Genomic DNA, 18,736 nt, shown 5'->3' on the forward strand with positions numbered 1-18,736 from the left:
CCATCATGGGAAAAATGAGAATCGGTATGATCGGCGTTGGACAAATCGCCAAAGGTCACCTGAAGAGATATGCAGAAATCGCGGATGCGGAAATCGTCGCAGCCTGCGATATTAATGAGGCAGAACTGGATCGCGTTTGCTTGGCAAACCAAATCCCGAACCAATATACCGATTTCCGTAAATTGCTGGAGCGCGATGATCTTGATGCTGTCGACGTATGTCTGCATAACAACTACCATGCAGCCGTAACCATAGCCGCACTAGAAGCGGGCAAGCATGTCTACTGTGAGAAGCCGATCGCTGGCTCCTACACGGACGGCGTCAAGATGCTTCAGGCTGCGAACGACACGGACCGCATGCTTCACGTGCAGCTCGGACAGCTGTACACGAAGGAAACGAAGGCAGCCAAGCTGCTCATCGAAGACGGCAAGCTGGGCCGGCTATATCATGCCCGATCGACGGGATATCGGCGTCGCGGTCGTCCTTACGTCGACGGCTACGGTACGCCGACGTTCGTGCGTAAACAGGAATCCGCTGGCGGAGCGTTGTTCGATATGGGAATCTACCATATTTCACAAATGCTCTATCTGCTTGGCCAACCTAAGGTGGAGCGGGTGAGCGGCAAAATTTATCAGGAAACCGACATGGATCCGAAACGTCGCGAGGAGAGCGGCTACAATGTGGAAGAGCTAGGTCTTGGGTTCGTCAAGTTCGCTGGTGGTGCCTCCCTCGATATTATCGAGGCTTGGGCGATTCATATGAACGAATTCGAGGGCAGCAGCATCGTAGGCTCACAAGGTGGAATTCGACTGTCGCCGTTTAGCTATCATACGACGCTCAGCGATTTGGAGATCGATTCTACCGTGAAGCTGGACGCGATGGATTTCCGCCGTCACAAGCTATTTGAGAATGAGGATGCTTACGATTCCTCCCAGAATCACTGGATCGCAGCGCTGCAGGGTCGCGTACCGCTGCTTCCGACGGCACAGCTCGCTTTGCAGACGATGCTGATCAGTGAAGGGATTTATATGTCCGATCGGTTGGGTCGAGAAGTTGGAGCGGACGAAATCCTCGCCGAATCCAAATCTACGATGATCCATATCTAATGGAATCTAAACTTGAAAAGCAAGGAATGGCAGCGCCAGCGTCAATAAACACCAACCTTACGAAGTATTCCATGCACGTATATATTTGGATGTACTACATTGCGATTGCTTCCTACCAGCCCTTTCTGAGCTATTGGTTTTCCCAACAGGGGTTAAGCAATAGCCAGATCGGCTTCTTGTATTCGCTTGGTCCGTTGATCGGACTTGCGGCACAGCCGGTATGGGGACTGCTAAGCGATCGCTTCGGCATCGGCAAGAGACTTCTCTTGTCGAGTCTTTTGCTAACTCCCCTAGTCGCGTTCGGTTACCTGCTGGCTGGGGATCACTTTTACATGTATATCATTGTGTCCGCGTTGTACACCTTCTTGTTCTCGGCCGTGAGGCCGAATATGGAGCAGCTTACAGTAAGCCACGCCAAAGCGAACGGTCAAAGCTACGGCAACATCCGTGTACTGGGCTCGATCAGCTTCGCGCTCGCGGTTACGCCTCTTGGGATCATGTACAACAAGTTTGGCATGAATACGATGTTTGTCATCCATATGATGACGATGGCGCTCTCGTTTGCCGCATTGCTGCTCGTCAAACCGGCAGATTCCGGTCAGGCCAAGCCGAAAGCGATGGCTGCTGGATTTCGCGAGTTGATCATAAATCGCTATATATTACTATTTCTATTGTGCTCGCTCCTGCTTGGTATCGCGAGCAGCTTCTACGCCGTATTTTTCCCGATGCTGGTAGGCAAGCTTGGCGGCGAAGTTGCTCAAAATATTGGCTTGCTCAATACCGTATCGGCGATATGTGAGCTGCCATTCATGATTTTATCTGGCTACCTGCTGAAACGATTTGGCTATTTTCATATCCTTGCGTTATGTGCCATCGCGGCATCCTTGCGCTGGTTCGTGATTTCATTGGAGCCGACATTTAGTTTGCTCTTAGCAAGTCAAATGCTGCACGGCATTACATTCGGCCTGTATACGGCAGCCAGCATTAATTTTATTTATGAGATGTCACCAGATAGTTTGAAAACGACGGGACAGACGATGCTTGCCTTAATCTCATTCAATTTGTCGAGTTTGCTAGCCAGCAACGGTGGTGGCTGGATCATAGATCGTTTTAGCTTCAATACGCTGTATTCGATTGGTTCGTTGTTAGCCCTTGTTGCGGCCCTAATGTTCTGGTACATGTCTGTGATGCATCGACGGGAGCAGCGCAATTTGCTGAATCCACACTAATGAGGAGGTAAGATTACACCATGGCTTATATGGAAGAAAGCAAGCGTTGGCAGGGCAAGTGGATCTGGACCGATGGAATGGAACGAAGCAGCTCTATCAGAGACCATGAACTCGTCTATTTCCGACGCGATTTCGACGTTGAGGATGCTTCTGATGCGAGACTCATCGTACATGTCTCTGCGGATAGCCGATACCGTCTTTATTTGAATGGAGAGTCGGTGTCAGTCGGTCCTTGTAAAGGGGATATTTGGAATCATTATTATGAAACGGTTGATCTGACCGATCAGCTTAAACCAGGGAAAAACGTGCTGGCAGCAAAGGTCCTGCATTATTACTACGCTTCCCCGTGGCATGGCGAGGGCAAAGCGGGTCCAATGTCTGTAACCCGTGCCGAGTTAGGCGGTTTCTGGTTGGATGGGGCATTGGTGAAGAGGGATGGATCCCTCGTAACTTCGCTGCATACAGACCACCAATGGAAATGCATGGAGGATCAGGGCTTCCATCTAGAGGCTACGAAGGTAACTTCGTGGCTTGGAGGACTGGAGCGTGTAGAAGGCCAGTACATACCACACGGCTGGCAACAGATTGACTATGATGACGGTGACTGGAAATCAGCTGTAGCCTTTATGGCTACGAGGGATAATTGGGGGTTGTTCCAGCCTTGGAATTTGAAATCAAGGCCAATTCCTCCACTCTATGAGACGGAAACCGACTGGGCAAAACTTGTACGGGTCGAAGGGATCGAAGCAGGCAAGGTTCAACGACTGATTGAAGACTTGGATGTCTTAACCGTGCCGGCTGGAGGTAAGGTGTGGGCGGAAGTCGATGCTGGCATGCTAGCAACCGGCTATATTCAGCTTTCGATGACGGGTGGCGCAGGAAGCCAAATCCGCCTCCTGTGCGCAGAATGCTATGAACCGATACCGTCGATTTCTGGCAAAAGGGAAAAAGCAATTCGCGATCAAGCCGAAGGTGGCTGCCTGCTCGGCGAATACGATCAGTATACGGTGGCTGGAGTTGGAACGGAGCAGAGTCCTGAGATTTATGAACCGTTTACATTTCGCACAGCACGTTTCGTTCGGCTTGAAGTGAATGCAGGAGAATCGCCAATTCAATTAACTGGGTTTACGTTCAGGGATACGGGGTACCCTCTTGAAATAGAAGGGGCATTCGCCTGTTCGGATCCAGAGCTGAATCAAATATGGGAAATAAGTCTTAATACGCTACAAAGATGTATGCACGAGACTTATGAGGATTGCCCTTACTATGAGCAGCTGCAGTATATCATGGATACCAGGCTGCAAATGATGTATACCTATCAGTTGTCGACAGATGATCGTCTGCCTAGGCGTGCGATGTTCGATTTCCATAGCTCGAGACTGCCGTCAGGCATGCTGCAATGCCGGTATCCGTCCATGGAGCCGCGAGTGATTCCTTCATTTTCGCTATATTGGATTCATATGCTGTATGAGCATTATATGTATTTCGGGGATCTAGAGCTAATTCAGTCGTATCGGGCGACGATGTCTGATCTGCTGCAATGGTTTGATAACCTGCTCACGCCTGAAGGATATGTAGGGCCAACGCCAGACAAGTACTGGGCCTACATCGATAATGTGAAGGACTGGACTTCCGGCTCCCCTGCAGGTAGAGAAAATCCGCCGCTTACGATCCTAAGTCTCATGTACGCGGCAGCGCTTGAAAGAGCGGCAAAGCTTTACGAATGGACGGGTTGGCGAGATGCGGCAAGGGAATGCCTCGAAAAGCAGGAGCGAGTCAATGCGGCTGTTCGCAACAATTGCTGGTCGCATGAGCGTAAGATCTTTGTCGATATACCGCACACGGAGAAAACCAGCCAGCATGTGCAGGTATGGGCGGTCTTATCAGGTGCGGTTAAAGACGGAGAAGCTCGTGATCTGATGCTCCGCATGCTGGACGACAAAACGTTGGATAAGGTATCCACGCCTATGTCATTTCAATTATTCCGAGCTTTGGAAATGACCGGATTGTACCAACACACCCACCAGCAATGGGATCGTTGGAGAACATTCCTTGGTCAGCATTTGACGACACTTCCGGAGATTGATCATAAATCTCCGCGAAGCGACTGCCATGCTTGGAGCGCGTTGCCGCTATCTGAATATGCCATGATGGTGCTTGGTGTGCAACCCCTCGAGCCTGGCTTCAATAAAATCAGAATTGCACCCCAAATCGAGGGCTTGCAATGGGCTAAAGGAACAGTGCCAACGGTAAAAGGGCCTGTAAAAGTGGAATGGAGCATTGAAAGGGATATCCATTTTAAAATACAGCTGTCAGCACCTTCGGGAATACCTATCCAGCTCCAACTGCCAAACGGGACGGAAATCATGGTAGATGATTGTCAATCTTATGAAATATGGTGCCGCATGGATGAATAAGCAGAAGCAGGTTTATTTGATTACACGCGGGGACGATTGTGGACTTAATCGATCTACGAATGAAGCCCTCCTTGAGGCTTGTCACAGAGGGATTCTAAAAAACGTTTCACTAATGGCGAATGGACCCGCTATAGAGGAAGCTGCTAAGATGTTCGCAGGTCATGACGAAATATGCTTTGGCCTTCATTTAACCTTTAATTCCGAGTGGGATCAGTTGAAATGGGGAGCGATTCAGCCCAAAGAGCATGTTGCCTCTCTGATTGACGGTGATGGTTACTTTTACCCGACAACGGCATTGCTTCAAGCCAATCATCCACAATTGGAGGAAGCCATGATGGAAGTGCAGTCACAGTATGACCGACTTCGAGAGTTAGGTTTTCGAATTTCCTATGTAGATGAGCATATGCAATTCGGACTTGTCATTGAAGGTTTTACCGAGGCGTTGGCGGCTTGGTGCCGGCAAGAGGGGTTATTTTATTTTCGCTGGATGGACCGTCGCTTACCCAAGTTCGGGGAAGGTTCAGATAGAGTAGACAATCATATAGCGTCTCTCGAGTGTGTCGAATCCGGTTGCTACACATGGGTGAGTCATCCTGCCTACAACTATGAAGATATGCGCCTGCTCGGCAATCAACGTTCTCCTTGGGAGAAGGTGGCTTTTGACCGTAATTGGGATCGGGAGCTGTTACTGAGCAATCGCCTTATGCAATATTGCTCCGAGCATGGCATTCAGCCTATTCGATATGACGAGATTCAACCTGATTGGTTGAAATAGCTCGTGATTAGTAAACGTCTGGTGACTACAAGTCATCAGGCGTTTTGTATTCTTCACTATAAATCTGATTCGGTAGATGTAAAATTATTATCAGAAAAGACAAGATTATTACTTTCAGAAATCGCACGAATATTTATACAATGGAAATGAAAGCGTTAACATGAAGAGGAGGGTTTGCGACTCGTTTGAAGGGTAGGGGCGAAGGAATTTCGAGCAATATGACGAGGTTAATTTCAGATTTGAAAGGAGCAGTTAAATTGATGAGAAATCGCGTATACCAAAAAATCTTAGGAATTTCTTTGGGCTTGTCTTTGCTCTTTGGCAGTGTAGGCACTGCAAGTGCGGCTACTGTGGCAAATGTCGGGGTGGATATATCCGTTGTAAAGCCGAACTATTACAACCTTGCGAGCTGTACGCGGATTCGATCCTTATGCCCATAAAGTCTGCGCCTGCGAGTTTGTCTGGAGCGAATTGGGATGCAGTCAAATTTGAGGATGTCCTTTATCAAGGAATAAAAAATATGAAGAACAAATACAGCAAGCTGGAATATATTACTTGCTGGAATGAGCCTAATCATCCTGATGGGCCTATGCCAAATGATGTATCAGTTGTCATCCTATCACCTAACTGATTGGCGGCAATCTACTTTGATTTCAAATTTGAGGAGGATGGAATGGCATGTCGAGAAAATTGAAAGCACTATTATCAGTCTGTGTATTCGTCGGTGGTCTTGCTGGCTCAGTAGGAGTGGGAGGATTAACTGTCCACGCAGCAGGTGCAGAAGTGACCGTCTCCAACGAAGTTGCAGGTACAACGCCCTTACATATCGGCTACAATCAAGGCCATTATTTCCCGGGAAGTAATACGTCCGCTTGGGTGGATTATTCGGGTGTGAATTCCTTCCGGGTCTGGGCACCGATGAATGAATATGAGCCAGTTGATGACATTGCTCCTTATGGTGATGGCGTAACGGATCTCACTTCTTTCGAGTCTCGCAAAGCCGCTTTACGGGCCAATCCATTGAGCGAAACCTACATAAATTGGACCTATTTCACCGATCGCTTCGCAAACTATATCCAAGCAGGACGGAATAAAACGAACTTAAATTATGCGCTTGGCGAACTGAAACAGCGCAATATTGCCACGATGGTTGTGCTTCATCCGAATTTGTGGACTGGTTCAGGCAATTGGCAGGATCGGTGGGAGCTATGGCAATACGAGTATGCAATGGCCTACTATCTGGCCAAAACGTACGATGTTCAAATGTACGAAATGTTCAACGAACCCGATCATGGTGACAATATCACCGTTAGTCAGGATACCTATATTACAATGCTCCAATTCGGATCGGATGCGATTCGTTCTGCCTTGGCTGACGTGAATGCGAGCTATGGTAAAAGCTTAACGCCACAGATCAGCGCTCCTGTCCTTACTCACGCCCAAAGCTCAACAGGTGACTATCATATGGTAGCTGACCCAGACTCGGATACACGTGATGACACCTATGGATGGGGTCAGAAGGCGATGATGAATATCCGCAAAGATTACAAAGGCAACACCGTCAATTATGATATTTTCAATATCTTTGGGACGCATAAGTACGGAAATGTTGGCAATGATTTTTACAATGAGATTAATATGATAAATACGAGAATGCAGCAGTTCTCGCCGACAGGCATCGCGCTTCCGATCTACTATACCGAGTTTAATCGTTACAATACGAGTACGTTCACTGCGAATCCTAGTTATAATTTGGAAAATGCGCAAACAGCTGCCGATCTGGGACTCATTTATGGCAAATCGATCTTAGCGGGTGCCAAGGGGTTACTTGCCTTTAAATTTAGCAATACGTATTCGGATACGTATGGTTGGCAGGGGACAGGGTTCAATTATGTTTCCAATACGGCTCCGTATCAAATCGGTGGTGTGAAGAAATCGGCAGAAGTCGTCCGCTTAGCAGCCAAAGGGTTCAAAGATGCGCGTGACCGGTATAAGACGATTTCGAATTCCGCCTATAGTGATTATGCGGCGTACACGTCCTATGATCCCATTTCAGGGAACTATTACATGCTAGCTATCAATCCAAATGCAACGAATAATTACGATGTAACTTTTAATTTGAATGGCTTGGGCATTTATACAGACACGGTCATGTCTGTTGAAGAGGTAAGTCAGAATCACACGGGCGAAGTTACCCAATTGGTTAATATGCCAGTTTCTAGAACGTTCACTTTAACGCAACCGAAGCAGAGTGTTTGGTTGATTACGATTCCGAAAGGGCCCGTGTTGACAGAGAATAAACTGACAGCTTTTGAAGATGCGCAGGTGCAAGGAGGAACGGCAGCTAACACCAATTTTGGCAGCGATATGGTCATGCGAGTCAAGAGAGATTCGAATGCAACGACGAACAATCGCGTTAGTTATGTCAAATTCAATACAACAGGGATTAACCTTTCCGGCGTTAAACGTGCGATTCTCAGGGTATCTGGGAAAAATGCCATTGATTCCGCAGATCTAAGTTTTCACGTATATGGATTAACGAATGACAGCTGGAGCGAATCCTCCATTACATGGAACAATGCACCGAATTTAGATCCAGGTTCATCTCAAATTACGGGCGTTGGTTCGAGCGCATTTCCGGTTGGTCATCTAACGGTTGATAATATCGATCAAATTGCTCGCATGGATGTCACGGAATTCATCAAGAAGCATCCAGACAGCGCTGTAAGCTTCGCTCTGATTAGAGAGAGTCGGTTCAGCGGAGATGATGCAGACGATGCCAGACACGCGTTATTGAATACAAGCGAAGCAAGCTCAGGCAGACCTTATTTGGAGCTGTGGTACTAGTAAAAATTTCTGACGAAGATGAACAAAAAGAGCTCCTGCTACGCAGAAATCATCTGCTTAGCAGGAGCTTATTAACTATGCAATAATCCATTGGATTCTAGACGCTTGCGATACTGACTCGGCGTCATGCCTTCCCGCTTTTTGAAAATACGATTGAAATAGGAAGGCTGATAGCCAACCTGACAAGCGACATCATTTATTTTCAAATCGGTATCTGTTAACAGCTGCCGAGATTTATCCAAACGCAAATCTGTTAAATAATCAATAAAATTAACGCCAGTCTGTTGCTTAAATGCTTTGCTTAACGTGTAAGGATTAACGCCGATTGCATCAGAGCACCATTCCAGTGATAACGTGTCATTGGCATATTGTTCCTGAAGCAAGTTCAAAACGCGGTCAACGGAGAATTCGATTTTCTTCTCTTGGGTGCTGCGAATCTCAGAGACTTCTTCCCAGTAGGGGCGAATGATGGTGGTGACGATCCATTTCTGCATGACTTTGGTTTCTCGAAGCTGAGCCCATTGTTCATAGAGCCCGTTGATCTCATAGGAACCATACCCCCACTTCAGAAGCGCATGAAGCAGAATGCCAAGAAGCTGCATCATACCTTGACGAACATAGATTTCCTTACCCTCATCCTCCAAATGTTGAACAAAGCTTGTCATTAATCGATCTGTTTCGATCTCATCACCGATTCGAATGACATGCAATAATTCTTTTTCGATCTCAAATGGGTAAGAGAATCCTTGTTTCGTAGGAGGAAGAATATCTTCCATGTCGATGATTTGATTCATATCGTTCAGATCCCTGTACCCCAGTGCATATTGAGCCTCTTCGAATGCTTCGGGGACCTCCTGAACGGACAGCGTCGATTTGCCAATCACTTGTGTGACATTTAACTTCAGTAATTGGGTCATCTTTATTTGGATCTCTTCGGCTAAACGATAGAGTTCACCACGAAGCTGTGCGGACTCCCATTCCTCTGGGACGAGCACGAGCAGGCCGACAGTCATATTTTGAAAGTTGATCACACAGCCTTCCAAACCTGCTCTGTGTTCAAACAGCTCGATGATAATGTTGGACGCGGAGAACGAAACAAGATGCTCATCCCCTTCTCGGAAGCGATTGTTTTCGGTCAAGCCTAGCAAGCGTACTAACAGAACGTTGTATCGTTTGTCTTCAGGATGCCAACCTAAGCGAATCATGCGATCCTGAAGCTGTTTCTCGGTTAACGCATGTAAATGACCCTGCAGTAATTGGAGCAGAAAGCCTTCTCGTAAATAGGGAAGCTGCTCGTCAATGCGCTTCTTCAAGGATTGTGATTCAGCTGTCAAATGCCGCCAACGGTTCTCAATCACAACGACTTCGTCGTGATGGTCAGGTGTTGGACCGAGAACGCCTCCGAACACCCTTACAAGCCTCTGGATGGGTTCGTATAGCTGTCGAGAAGCAAGCAAGGATAGAATGGCCGCTAGTGTTAAAGCGATCAGACTGACGCCTAGAATTAGCCGGAATAGGTAGGTTGCTGGCTTCGTTAACTGAGTTAGTGATGTCGCTGTAACGTAGATCCATGGTGAATTGGTTCGGCTAAACTTCTCATAGGATAAGGAATAGCTTTCTCCATTTGAACGAAATGTAAAAGCATCCATATTTTTTTGATCTTCTAGAGCTTTGAGCAACAAGGTCTTTTGTTTGGGATTAGAGTCAGCCCATTTACCGTTGTTGAGGGATAAGACCCAATCTCCTGCTTGATGATACAGAAAGGAATTGACTTGATTCTCACTGCTGACACCCTTCATGAGTTCGGCGAGCTTATTTTGGTCTAAGTAGATGATGAGTGAACCATCCGGTTTCCCAGAGGTGCGTGGCAGCTTCTGTATGAGAGCGACACCTAAACCATGTCCAGAGAGTGGAGGTAATTCATCCGTCCAGAACAAGCTTTGTCCCGCCTTCATGACAGAAGCAAATACAGTTTGGTTCTGTGTGCCTTCCATTGAAGTAATACCATCTTCACTGGAGATCAGCATGCTGTTATCCGATAGATAGAGAAAAGCCTTCTCGATGATCGGGGTAGAGCTTTTGATCGTAGAAAGAGCCTTGTATAGCTCCCAGACGTCTTCATATCCATGATTAATATTAGACGGATTGAGATTCACATCGAAGGCGGGATTGAAGGCCCATTTGACTGTAAGGGTTTCCATTTGTGCGAAATAAGTGTCTAATATTTTGGTTGCTTGGGTGACCTGTATTTGGTTGGTATGGTTGACTTCCTTCTCGATGCGAGAAACCCCAAAATAATAAATGCCAATACCGATGAGCAGCGTGGGCAAACAGGTAATCAGCAGAACAAGAAGCAAGCTTCTTCGATATAAAGAACTGTGAAATCGAACACTTTTTTTCGTGCTGTGGTTTTGCATATGTTCTCCTCATTTAGGAAATAAGTGTGCAAAAAAATCTTAACTTCGTGGATAGTTTAAGTATCTAGCACAGGGAAGAGGGAGTCAATAATTAAATGATCCCAGCAAAAAAGTGTTAATGCAAAAAAGTACTATTGACCAGACAGTTTGATCGATTTGGTCTATAAAATGCATGCAAAAAAGTCGGGTTGTTGGAAATTTCGTATGCGAGTACGCTGAGTTCAGCAAGAAAAAAATATAGAAAAGGAGGCAAGCAACAGTGAGTCAATCAACTGATCAAAGGCTTTCTGCTTTGTTTTCTGCCACACGTCAGGAACCCAAGCGTAGGAAGAAGTCATTGTTCTGGCAGCATTTGCGACGCGATAAATATTTGTATCTACTCGTATTACCTGGTCTTCTTTATTTCATCGTGTTTAAATATGTACCAATGTATGGCATCATCATTGCCTTTCAGGATTACACACCATTCATGGGTGTACTGAAAAGTAAATGGGTGGGCTTCGAACATTTCGAGCGCTTCTTCTCGACGGCTGATTTTTGGATATTATTTCGGAATACCATGGCGAATTCGTTTTTGAAGCTGTTTTTCTTTTTCCCATTACCCATTATGCTTTCCCTTTTATTAAATGAACTAAGACATGCGCCTTACAAGAAGATCATACAATCCGTGGTTTATTTGCCGCATTTCCTATCCTGGGTTATTATTTCGGGCATAACGTTTCTTATGCTTTCCCAGTCGGAAGGAATTGTAAATAAGATGTTGGATGCTTTTGGATTTGCCAAATTTGACTTTCTTACGAATCCAGACATCTTCTGGGGATTAATTGTGGGTCAGACCATTTGGAAGGAATGCGGCTGGGGTACAATTATCTTCCTTGCTGCGATTGCAGGGGTAGATCCTCAATTATATGAGGCTGCCAAAATGGATGGAGCCAATCGGGTGCGTCAAATGTGGCATGTCACCCTGCCAGCCATTAAAAATGTGATTGTGATCCTGTTAATTATCCGATTAGGTGATATTATGGATGTCGGCTTCGAGCATATCTACCTGATGATGAATGGAGCGGTTAACACGGTAGCGGATGTATTTGACACGTATGTGTATCGAGCGGGTGTCCAACATGGACAGTTTAGCTACAGTACAGCGATTGGACTTTTTAAATCAATTGTAGGGCTTATCCTTGTTATTCTTGCTAATAAAATAGCTAAAAAAGCTGGCGAAGAAGGCGTTTATTAAATGAATCTACGAGAAAGGAGGTTATCTGTATGAAACGCAGTTTAGGAGATAAAATATTCGATAACGTAAACATGATCTTCTTAGGTCTTATTGGACTCGTTTGCCTCTTTCCCATCTACTACGTATTCGTTCTTTCTTTTACAGAACCAACCGAATATTATAGAGGCGGTCTCATTCTATTCCCAACAGAGTGGAGCTTTAAATCGTACCAATACTTGCTTTCTACGAAAGCGTTTCCGCGAGCGCTGAGTGTCAGTGGCTTTCTAGCCATTGTGGGTACAATCATGTCGCTCATTATCACATCTGCCATGGCCTACGGCCTTTCGCGAAAAAGGTTAATGGGGCGCAGATGGATCATGCTGATGATTCTAATTACGATGATTTTTAGCCCAGGATTAATTCCGCAATATTTATTAGTTCGGGAGCTTGGACTCATTAATAGTATTTGGTCTCTGATTATTCCAAGCTTGACGAGTGGCTGGTATGTGCTTTTGATGAAGGGCTTTTTTGACAGCATTCCCGTTTCGCTTGAAGAGGCTGCTATTATTGATGGAAGTACAGACATCGGGGTTTGGTGGCGTATCATACTTCCACTTTCTTTACCCGCATTGGCTGCATTTGGTTTGTTCTATGCGGTTCATTATTGGAACACGTATTTCAATGCTGTCATGTATATCAACGATTTTAAAAAGCTGCCCTTACAAGTCCTCTTACGCAACATGCTGCTGGATCCTTCAACAGCTGGTGGCGGTGAGATGGGACAAGCTGCGATGCAGGAAGTTAGGCTTCCGGCTGAGACACTGAAGATGGCTGCCGTCGTTATTGCAACATTGCCGATTATGCTCGTTTACCCTTTTTTGCAGAAGCATTTCGCCAAAGGGGCTATGGTGGGTTCAGTCAAGGAATGAAGTGGCAAGTAAACTAAATTAGATAAAGAGGCGGTTATCAAATGAAAATGAAAAAAGCAATGCTAGCCATGTTGGCTCCAACTCTCGTTTTATCGACGATACTTACAGCATGTGGGGACTCAGCAAAAGAAGGTTCAACTACTACGAAAGCAGAAGATTTGACGCCGACAGATATTAGCATCTTCACGACGTTCTTCGGTTCTGAACCTCCCGGCGAGGACAATGTCATTAAGAAAGAAATAGAGAAGCGCAGCAATACGAAGTTGAATATTTCTTGGATCAGCACAGAAGCAGAGCAAAAGGCTAACGTGATGCTCGCATCTGGGGACATTCCGGACTTGATGTTTATTAGTAATATTAATTCAGCCCAGTTTACGTCCATGGTTAATCAAGGTGCTTTTTGGGATGTAACACCATTCTTGAAAGATTATCCGAATTTAATGAAATTCCCTGAAGATACATGGATCTACACACGAATTAATGGCAAAAATTTCGGTATTCCACGTGTACGGCCTACGGAAGGCGGCAGCTTCCCCTATGTTCGTAAAGACTGGCTGGATAAGCTTGGTTTGAAAGCACCAACCAACATGGATGAGGTTTATACGGTGCTTAAAGCATTTGTGGAAAAGGATCCGGATGGCAATGGTAAGGCAGATACGGTCGGAATGGTCGGCCTTGCAAGTGAAACAAGCATGAACACACTAGCATGGGTGGAGAACATTTTCAATAAAGCAAACGGCGAGTATGCCATGGTAGACGGAAAGCTGATCAATAAGAACATTCTGCCTGGAACCCGCGAGGCGCTTGTCTGGTTGAATAAAGCGTACAATGAGAAGTTGATTCCGCAAGATTTCGCTGTATTAAAATCGGCACAGGCATCCTCTATGATGAAATCCAATAAAGGCGGCATGTACTATGGTCCACCTGAGGCGGCATGGCCGGATGTAGAAGACCTTAGAAAATTGGGCATCAAAGAAGCAGATACGCTGCCGTTGATCTCCCTTAACGGAGTGACATTTAGAGATGCAGGATTCTTCGGAATGTACGCTATTCCCAAAACGGTGCCTGAAGCAAAGCTGAAGAAAATTTTGAAATTCATGGATTATGGTGCTTCGGATGAAGGTTCGACACTTGGTAACTATGGCATTAAGGACACCCATTACAAAGATGAAAATGGCATTAAAATTGCGACACCGCAAGCAACGAAAGATGTGGTATCTTCCCAAACCTTTGGACAAATTTATCAAAGCTACGATAAATATTTCCGTGCATACCGTGTTGGTATGGATGCGGTAACCTTTGAACGTAACAAGAAAATTATTGATGAGCGCGCGAAAGTAAGTATCCCTGATTACGGTAAAGGGTTGTACTCGGTAACGGATGAGAAACTGGGAGCCGACTATACCAAAAAACTGATTGCGCTGAAAGTGAAAATCATTATGGGTAAAGAACAAATTGGGGCATGGGACACGTATATCGATCAGCTGAAGAACGATGCTAACTTTAAGAAAATCGAGACCGAGATTAACGAAGCTTACCAAGTCAGAATGGGTAAAAAGTAAGCGTTTGAGAAGGAGTGGATGGAAGTGGCGGCTTCTAAAGTAACTACATTTGAGGATATTGAGTCCAAGCTCACTGATTTTCTAGCACGGCAGGGAACCACGGAGCTGAGCTCCGACATAAGCGTAAATCGTGAAACGTATTTGGATCTGGTTCAAGGCATTGTAGAATTCTTCAAAGCGCATCAGGATGAAAGAGGCGCGATCATAGATCCTGTCATCGGCGGGGAAAGGCAGTATTCCACGCCTTGCTTTGCGGCGACGACTGCAGCGTTGGTGAAATTTCGGGGGAGAACAGACTTACTAGAGCCCTCCTGCAGGGCCCTAACGTATAGTCTGGAATGTCTCATTCAAGGAAACGCATCCTGCAATAACCATGGGAATTTCTATACAACACAGGTTGTTCATGCCTTTTCGTGGCTGCAAGAGATCGTTGAACCAGCTTTGGCGGCAAAATGGAAGAACATGTTTGCCCTTGTGAAGTCGGAAACGGCGTATCGTCAAGCTTTTCATAACTGGTCAGTTGTCGCTTATGCGGGAGAAGTTATGCGCTTGGAGCAAGGACTTGGCGGAAATCTGGAAGAGATTGATGCCAATCTCGATATTCAGGTGCCGCTTGTAACCGAATTAGGCATGTATGTAGATCCGAACGGCCCCTTGTCATACGATTTATTTTCTCGTTTGTTTTTTCAAATGATGCTGAATCATAGTTATAACGGACGGCATAAGGCATTTCTTCAGGATGCTTCGCTTAAGGGGGCTATCACTTCCTTGTTCATGCAGAGTCCGACTGGTGAAATTCTACTCGGTGGCCGCAGTGCACAGCATCAATGGAACGAAGCCGAGCAGTGCTATGTGTTTGAAGCGTATGCGAAGCACTACCATAAGCTGGGGAACCAAGCCATGGCAGGTGCGTTCAAACGGGCAGCCAAGCTGTCGCTTGCTTCCATTACTCGCTGGGTGAGACCGACAGGCGAGCTCAATATTGTGCGTAATTGGTATGATCCAAGCGAGCGTGTCGGTTACGAAGGCTACTCCTTCCACTCCCAATACAACTTGCTATGTGGCTTCATGCTAGCCTCGTGCTATGCCCAAGCGGATGAGGCTATTCCTGAAAAAGCGTGCCCTGCTGAAACAGGCGGTTATGCCCTATGGATTGAACCCCATTTTCGAAAGCTCGTTTTAAATGGTGGCGGCTATTACGCTGTTATTCAAACCAAGGGAGAACGCAACTACAATCCTACAGGGATCATTCGTATTCAAAAGCGCGGAATGACGCTGCCGATCGGCCCTGCGGATATGGTTGCAACCGAGAAGAATCCAGAGGATGGTGCGATTTCTTATGCGATCAGCACGTTCTACCGGGAGAAATGGCAGCGTACGGCCGATATGACGCGTGGCGAACTGGATGAAGTGATGGTAGATATCCTAGAAGAGCATCCAGATCGGGTTGTAGCTCAGCTTACGTATATTGGCGGACTCTCTGTGAATATTTGGAAGCGTAAGATTACTTTGGATCAAACCGGTGTAACCGTTGAAGATGAAGGCTCTATGAATTTCCATGAGGAAATTCCAATTCTTTTGTTTGACGGCCGGGATGAGTCGGAGGTTCAGGTCTCAGATCGTCAATCCCAAGTGAAGCTTCGTGACGAAATGCAGCAGGTGACGATTCTTGAAGCTGCCGACGAGGGACTAGCTTGGACGGAGCGAACCGGATTGTCTCGGAATGGCAAACTCGGCTCACTGATGTATGCGACTAAGGGAAAGAAGACTTCATACCGCGTTACGCTAAGTAAAGTGTAGTCGATATCCATGGAAAGGGAGAGTATAACAATGACACTTAAGCATACACATTCTTGGATTGACGAGGCATGGGAGCGCACGGTTGAAAAAGTAAGTAAAACAAGTAGAAGGATCGGTGCAACCTTTCCTCATATTACCGTCAACGGGAAGTATGATAGTGCGAAGGCAGAGTGGTGGACTAGCGGCTTTTGGCCAGGATTGTTATGGCTAATGTACAGAGAAACGGGAGATGAACAGTTAAGGGCATACGCCGCTTCCTGCGAAGATCAACTGGATAGTGTCCTGGAAAACTTTTACCAGTTAAGTCATGATATTGGATTTATGTGGAGTTTATCAGCCGTAGCCCAACATAAACTGACGGGAAATGAGCAATCGAAACGACGCGGTCTTATTGCAGCAAGCCATTTGGCTGGACGCTTCAACTTGAAAGGAAACTTCCTACGTGCATGGTCTGACAGTGCGACGGAAAGTCGCGCGGGCTGGGCAATCATTGACTGTACCATGAATTTGCCAATCCTTTATTGGGCGTCAGAGACACTCAATGATCCTAGATTTACCTACATCGCAATGGCACATGCGGACACTGTCGTACGTGAATTTGTTCGCGAGGATGGCTCGGTGAGACATATCGTTTGTTTTGACCCCCAAACAGGGGAACGAGTGAGCGTTCGAGCGGGACAAGGCTATTCGGAGGATTCTGCATGGTCGAGAGGTAATGCTTGGGCCCTTCATGGCCTTATTCTTTCCTATCGGTATACCAAAGAGCAGCGGTATTTGGATGCTGTGAAACGGGTTGCTCATTATTTCATTTCTGCATTGCCTGAAGATCATGTACCCTATTGGGATTTCCGTGCTCCTAAGGAAGAACAGGACTGTGTGGACACATCCGCAGCAGCTTGTGCAGCGAGTGGTCTTCTCGAAATTGCGAATTGGGTTCCAGAGCTTGAGGCCTCCCTTTATAGAGAAGCGGGAGAACGTATCGTAAAATCGCTTTACGAAAATTACGGTGCTTGGGACAGCGATGAAGAGGGGCTCGTGACCAAAGGAACGATTTATTATAAATCGGAGCGGTATCCGAATCATGTTCCTATCATTTATGGCGACTACTTCTTTGTGGAGGCTTTGACCAAGCTGAAAGGCCAGAGGGAAGTGCTGTGGTAGATATGATGCAGGAAGATCCAATTGTGATGGAACAAAGTGACTGGTTGGATGATGCATGGGATCAGGTTATTCATAAAATCGGCAAGACAAGTAAGCGGATTGGCGTTAGCTTTCCTCATGCTTCCAAGGAAGGTACGTATGATGCCATGCCTGTTGCTTGGTGGACAGGTGGCTTCTGGCCAGGTCTTCTGTGGTTATTATACAGAGAAACCGGCGATGCCTCTCTAAGGAAGATTGCGGAAGATACAGAAGAATTAATGGATGAAACGCTGCGCGAATTTGATAAATTCGATCATGACGCCGGATTTCTCTGGAGCTTGACGAGTGTTGCCCAATATAAGCTCGTGGGCAACGAACCATCCAAACGGCGCGCGCTCGTTGCTGCAAGCCATTTGGCAGGAAGGTTCAACCTCCGTGGGAGATTCATCCGTGCCTGGAACGATAAACCGACCTCGATTCGGACCGGCTGGTCCATCATCGATACGATGATGAATCTTCCGCTTCTATGCTGGGCATCGGAGACGTTGAATGATCCAAGATTCGCACATATTGCGATGGCACATGCGGATACAGTACTGGAGCATTTCGTTGATCCGGATGGCGCCGTTCGTCATATTGTCCAATTTGACCCGGAAACGGGAAACGTGGTTGAGGTCAAAGGAGGGCAGGGTTACTCGCCAACTTCCGCTTGGTCTCGTGGAGCAGCATGGGCGCTGCATGGCATGATTCTGACCTACACGTATACGAAGGAGCAGCGATACTTGCTGGCAGCGAAGCGCATTGCTCATTTCTTTATAGCTAACCTGCCCGAAGATCATGTGCCGCATTGGGACTTCCGAGCGCCTGAAGCGAACCCTCGTGGTTTGGATACCTCAGCTGCAGCCTGTGCTGCAAGCGGTTTTCTGGAAATTGCCCAAGCGGTTGATCCCTCTGAAAGTCAGCTATTCAGGGATGCTGCTTCGCGTATAGTTAAATCACTCTATGCGAATTATGGAACATGGCAGGATGACGAGGAAGAAGGCTTAATCCGAATGGGAACCGTTAACTTCAACTCGGGAAGGTATGTGAACCTGCCGCTCATTTATGGCGATTATTTCTTTGTTGAAGCACTTGCCAAGCTGAGAGGGCAGGAGCAGATCTTTTGGTAACGTAAAGGGTCAATGAATCGAATGCACACCTTAGATGGTCATAGACTCGCCGGAAGATAACCTTCTGGCGAGTTGCTTTTTGGGAGGCATGGAAGCACTCTCTATCCACGATTGACAAGAATGATAGGA

Annotated in this window: 13 protein-coding genes; 12 read left to right on the forward strand and 1 reads right to left on the reverse strand. The window is 46.5% G+C overall.

What is annotated here, in order from left to right:
• The first annotated feature begins 5 nt into the window (after window positions 1–5).
• The 6 genes from AC58QO_RS01720 to AC58QO_RS01745 all read left to right on the forward strand — a co-directional run bounded on the left by AC58QO_RS01720 (window position 6) and on the right by AC58QO_RS01745 (window position 8,374).
• The gene (locus AC58QO_RS01720) at window positions 6–1,106 is read left to right on the forward strand and encodes a Gfo/Idh/MocA family protein (RefSeq protein ID WP_497263479.1); all 1,101 of its coding nucleotides are present in this window, start codon (window positions 6–8) and stop codon (window positions 1,104–1,106) included.
• The gene (locus AC58QO_RS01725; RefSeq protein ID WP_497263481.1) at window positions 1,106–2,335 is read left to right on the forward strand and encodes an MFS transporter; all 1,230 of its coding nucleotides are present in this window, start codon (window positions 1,106–1,108) and stop codon (window positions 2,333–2,335) included. Before AC58QO_RS01720 ends, AC58QO_RS01725 begins: the two co-directional genes overlap by 1 nt.
• 20 nt (window positions 2,336–2,355) lie before the next feature.
• Entirely contained in the window at window positions 2,356–4,752 is a 2,397-nt protein-coding gene (locus AC58QO_RS01730; protein ID WP_497263483.1) for an alpha-L-rhamnosidase-related protein, read from the forward strand.
• Entirely contained in the window at window positions 4,709–5,527 is an 819-nt protein-coding gene (locus AC58QO_RS01735; RefSeq protein WP_497263485.1) for a ChbG/HpnK family deacetylase, read from the forward strand. The genes AC58QO_RS01730 and AC58QO_RS01735 overlap by 44 nt, the downstream gene beginning before the upstream one ends.
• 260 nt (window positions 5,528–5,787) lie before the next feature.
• Window positions 5,788–5,967, forward strand: a complete 180-nt coding sequence (locus AC58QO_RS01740) for a hypothetical protein (protein ID WP_497263487.1) — start codon at window positions 5,788–5,790, stop codon at window positions 5,965–5,967.
• A 238-nt stretch (window positions 5,968–6,205) separates the two neighbouring features.
• Window positions 6,206–8,374 carry a CBM96 family carbohydrate-binding protein gene (locus AC58QO_RS01745; protein ID WP_497263489.1) on the forward strand — a complete coding sequence of 723 codons (2,169 nt, stop codon included), beginning with the start codon at window positions 6,206–6,208 and terminating at the stop codon, window positions 8,372–8,374.
• Between the two features lie 71 nt (window positions 8,375–8,445).
• On the opposite strand, the gene AC58QO_RS01750 is transcribed toward AC58QO_RS01745, so the two are convergent.
• Window positions 8,446–10,791, reverse strand: a complete 2,346-nt coding sequence (locus AC58QO_RS01750; protein ID WP_497263491.1) for an AraC family transcriptional regulator — start codon at window positions 10,789–10,791, stop codon at window positions 8,446–8,448.
• Window positions 10,792–11,083: 292 nt separating this feature from the next.
• On the opposite strand from AC58QO_RS01750, the gene AC58QO_RS01755 reads away from it, so the two are divergent.
• Genes AC58QO_RS01755 through AC58QO_RS01780 form a run of 6 tightly spaced genes read left to right on the forward strand, consistent with a single transcriptional unit; the run spans window position 11,084 to window position 18,607 of the window.
• A complete protein-coding gene (locus AC58QO_RS01755; RefSeq protein WP_497264362.1) occupies window positions 11,084–12,028 on the forward strand; it encodes an ABC transporter permease in 945 nt (314 codons plus the stop codon).
• Between the two features lie 29 nt (window positions 12,029–12,057).
• Entirely contained in the window at window positions 12,058–12,936 is an 879-nt protein-coding gene (locus AC58QO_RS01760; protein WP_497263493.1) for a carbohydrate ABC transporter permease, read from the forward strand.
• Between the two features lie 41 nt (window positions 12,937–12,977).
• Window positions 12,978–14,498 (forward strand): type 2 periplasmic-binding domain-containing protein, encoded by a 1,521-nt coding sequence (locus tag AC58QO_RS01765; protein ID WP_497263495.1) that lies wholly within the window; start codon window positions 12,978–12,980, stop codon window positions 14,496–14,498.
• Window positions 14,499–14,522: 24 nt separating this feature from the next.
• Window positions 14,523–16,298: a hypothetical protein gene (locus AC58QO_RS01770; RefSeq protein ID WP_497263497.1), complete on the forward strand. Its 1,776-nt coding sequence runs from the start codon at window positions 14,523–14,525 to the stop codon at window positions 16,296–16,298.
• Between the two features lie 30 nt (window positions 16,299–16,328).
• Window positions 16,329–17,459: a glycoside hydrolase family 88 protein gene (locus AC58QO_RS01775; protein WP_497263499.1), complete on the forward strand. Its 1,131-nt coding sequence runs from the start codon at window positions 16,329–16,331 to the stop codon at window positions 17,457–17,459.
• A gap of 2 nt (window positions 17,460–17,461) precedes the next feature.
• Window positions 17,462–18,607: a glycoside hydrolase family 88 protein gene (locus AC58QO_RS01780; protein ID WP_497264363.1), complete on the forward strand. Its 1,146-nt coding sequence runs from the start codon at window positions 17,462–17,464 to the stop codon at window positions 18,605–18,607.
• Window positions 18,608–18,736 lie beyond the last annotated feature (129 nt).

The sequence above is a fragment of the Paenibacillus sp. J31R30 genome, assembly GCF_059692115.1.

Excerpts from the sequence above, each read along its gene's own strand:
- AC58QO_RS01725 (WP_497263481.1), top strand. The coding sequence starts at position 1,106 with ATGGAATCTAAACTTGAAAAGCAAGGAATGGCAGCGCCAGCGTCAATA.
- AC58QO_RS01765 (WP_497263495.1), top strand. The coding sequence starts at position 12,978 with ATGAAAATGAAAAAAGCAATGCTAGCCATGTTGGCTCCAACTCTCGTT.
- AC58QO_RS01745 (WP_497263489.1), top strand. The coding sequence starts at position 6,206 with ATGTCGAGAAAATTGAAAGCACTATTATCAGTCTGTGTATTCGTCGGT.
- AC58QO_RS01730 (WP_497263483.1), top strand. The coding sequence starts at position 2,356 with ATGGCTTATATGGAAGAAAGCAAGCGTTGGCAGGGCAAGTGGATCTGG.
- AC58QO_RS01760 (WP_497263493.1), top strand. The coding sequence starts at position 12,058 with ATGAAACGCAGTTTAGGAGATAAAATATTCGATAACGTAAACATGATC.
- AC58QO_RS01720 (WP_497263479.1), top strand. The coding sequence starts at position 6 with ATGGGAAAAATGAGAATCGGTATGATCGGCGTTGGACAAATCGCCAAA.
- AC58QO_RS01780 (WP_497264363.1), top strand. The coding sequence starts at position 17,462 with ATGATGCAGGAAGATCCAATTGTGATGGAACAAAGTGACTGGTTGGAT.
- AC58QO_RS01740 (WP_497263487.1), top strand. The coding sequence starts at position 5,788 with ATGAGAAATCGCGTATACCAAAAAATCTTAGGAATTTCTTTGGGCTTG.
- AC58QO_RS01775 (WP_497263499.1), top strand. The coding sequence starts at position 16,329 with ATGACACTTAAGCATACACATTCTTGGATTGACGAGGCATGGGAGCGC.
- AC58QO_RS01735 (WP_497263485.1), top strand. The coding sequence starts at position 4,709 with ATGATTGTCAATCTTATGAAATATGGTGCCGCATGGATGAATAAGCAG.
- AC58QO_RS01750 (WP_497263491.1), bottom strand. The coding sequence starts at position 10,791 with ATGCAAAACCACAGCACGAAAAAAAGTGTTCGATTTCACAGTTCTTTA.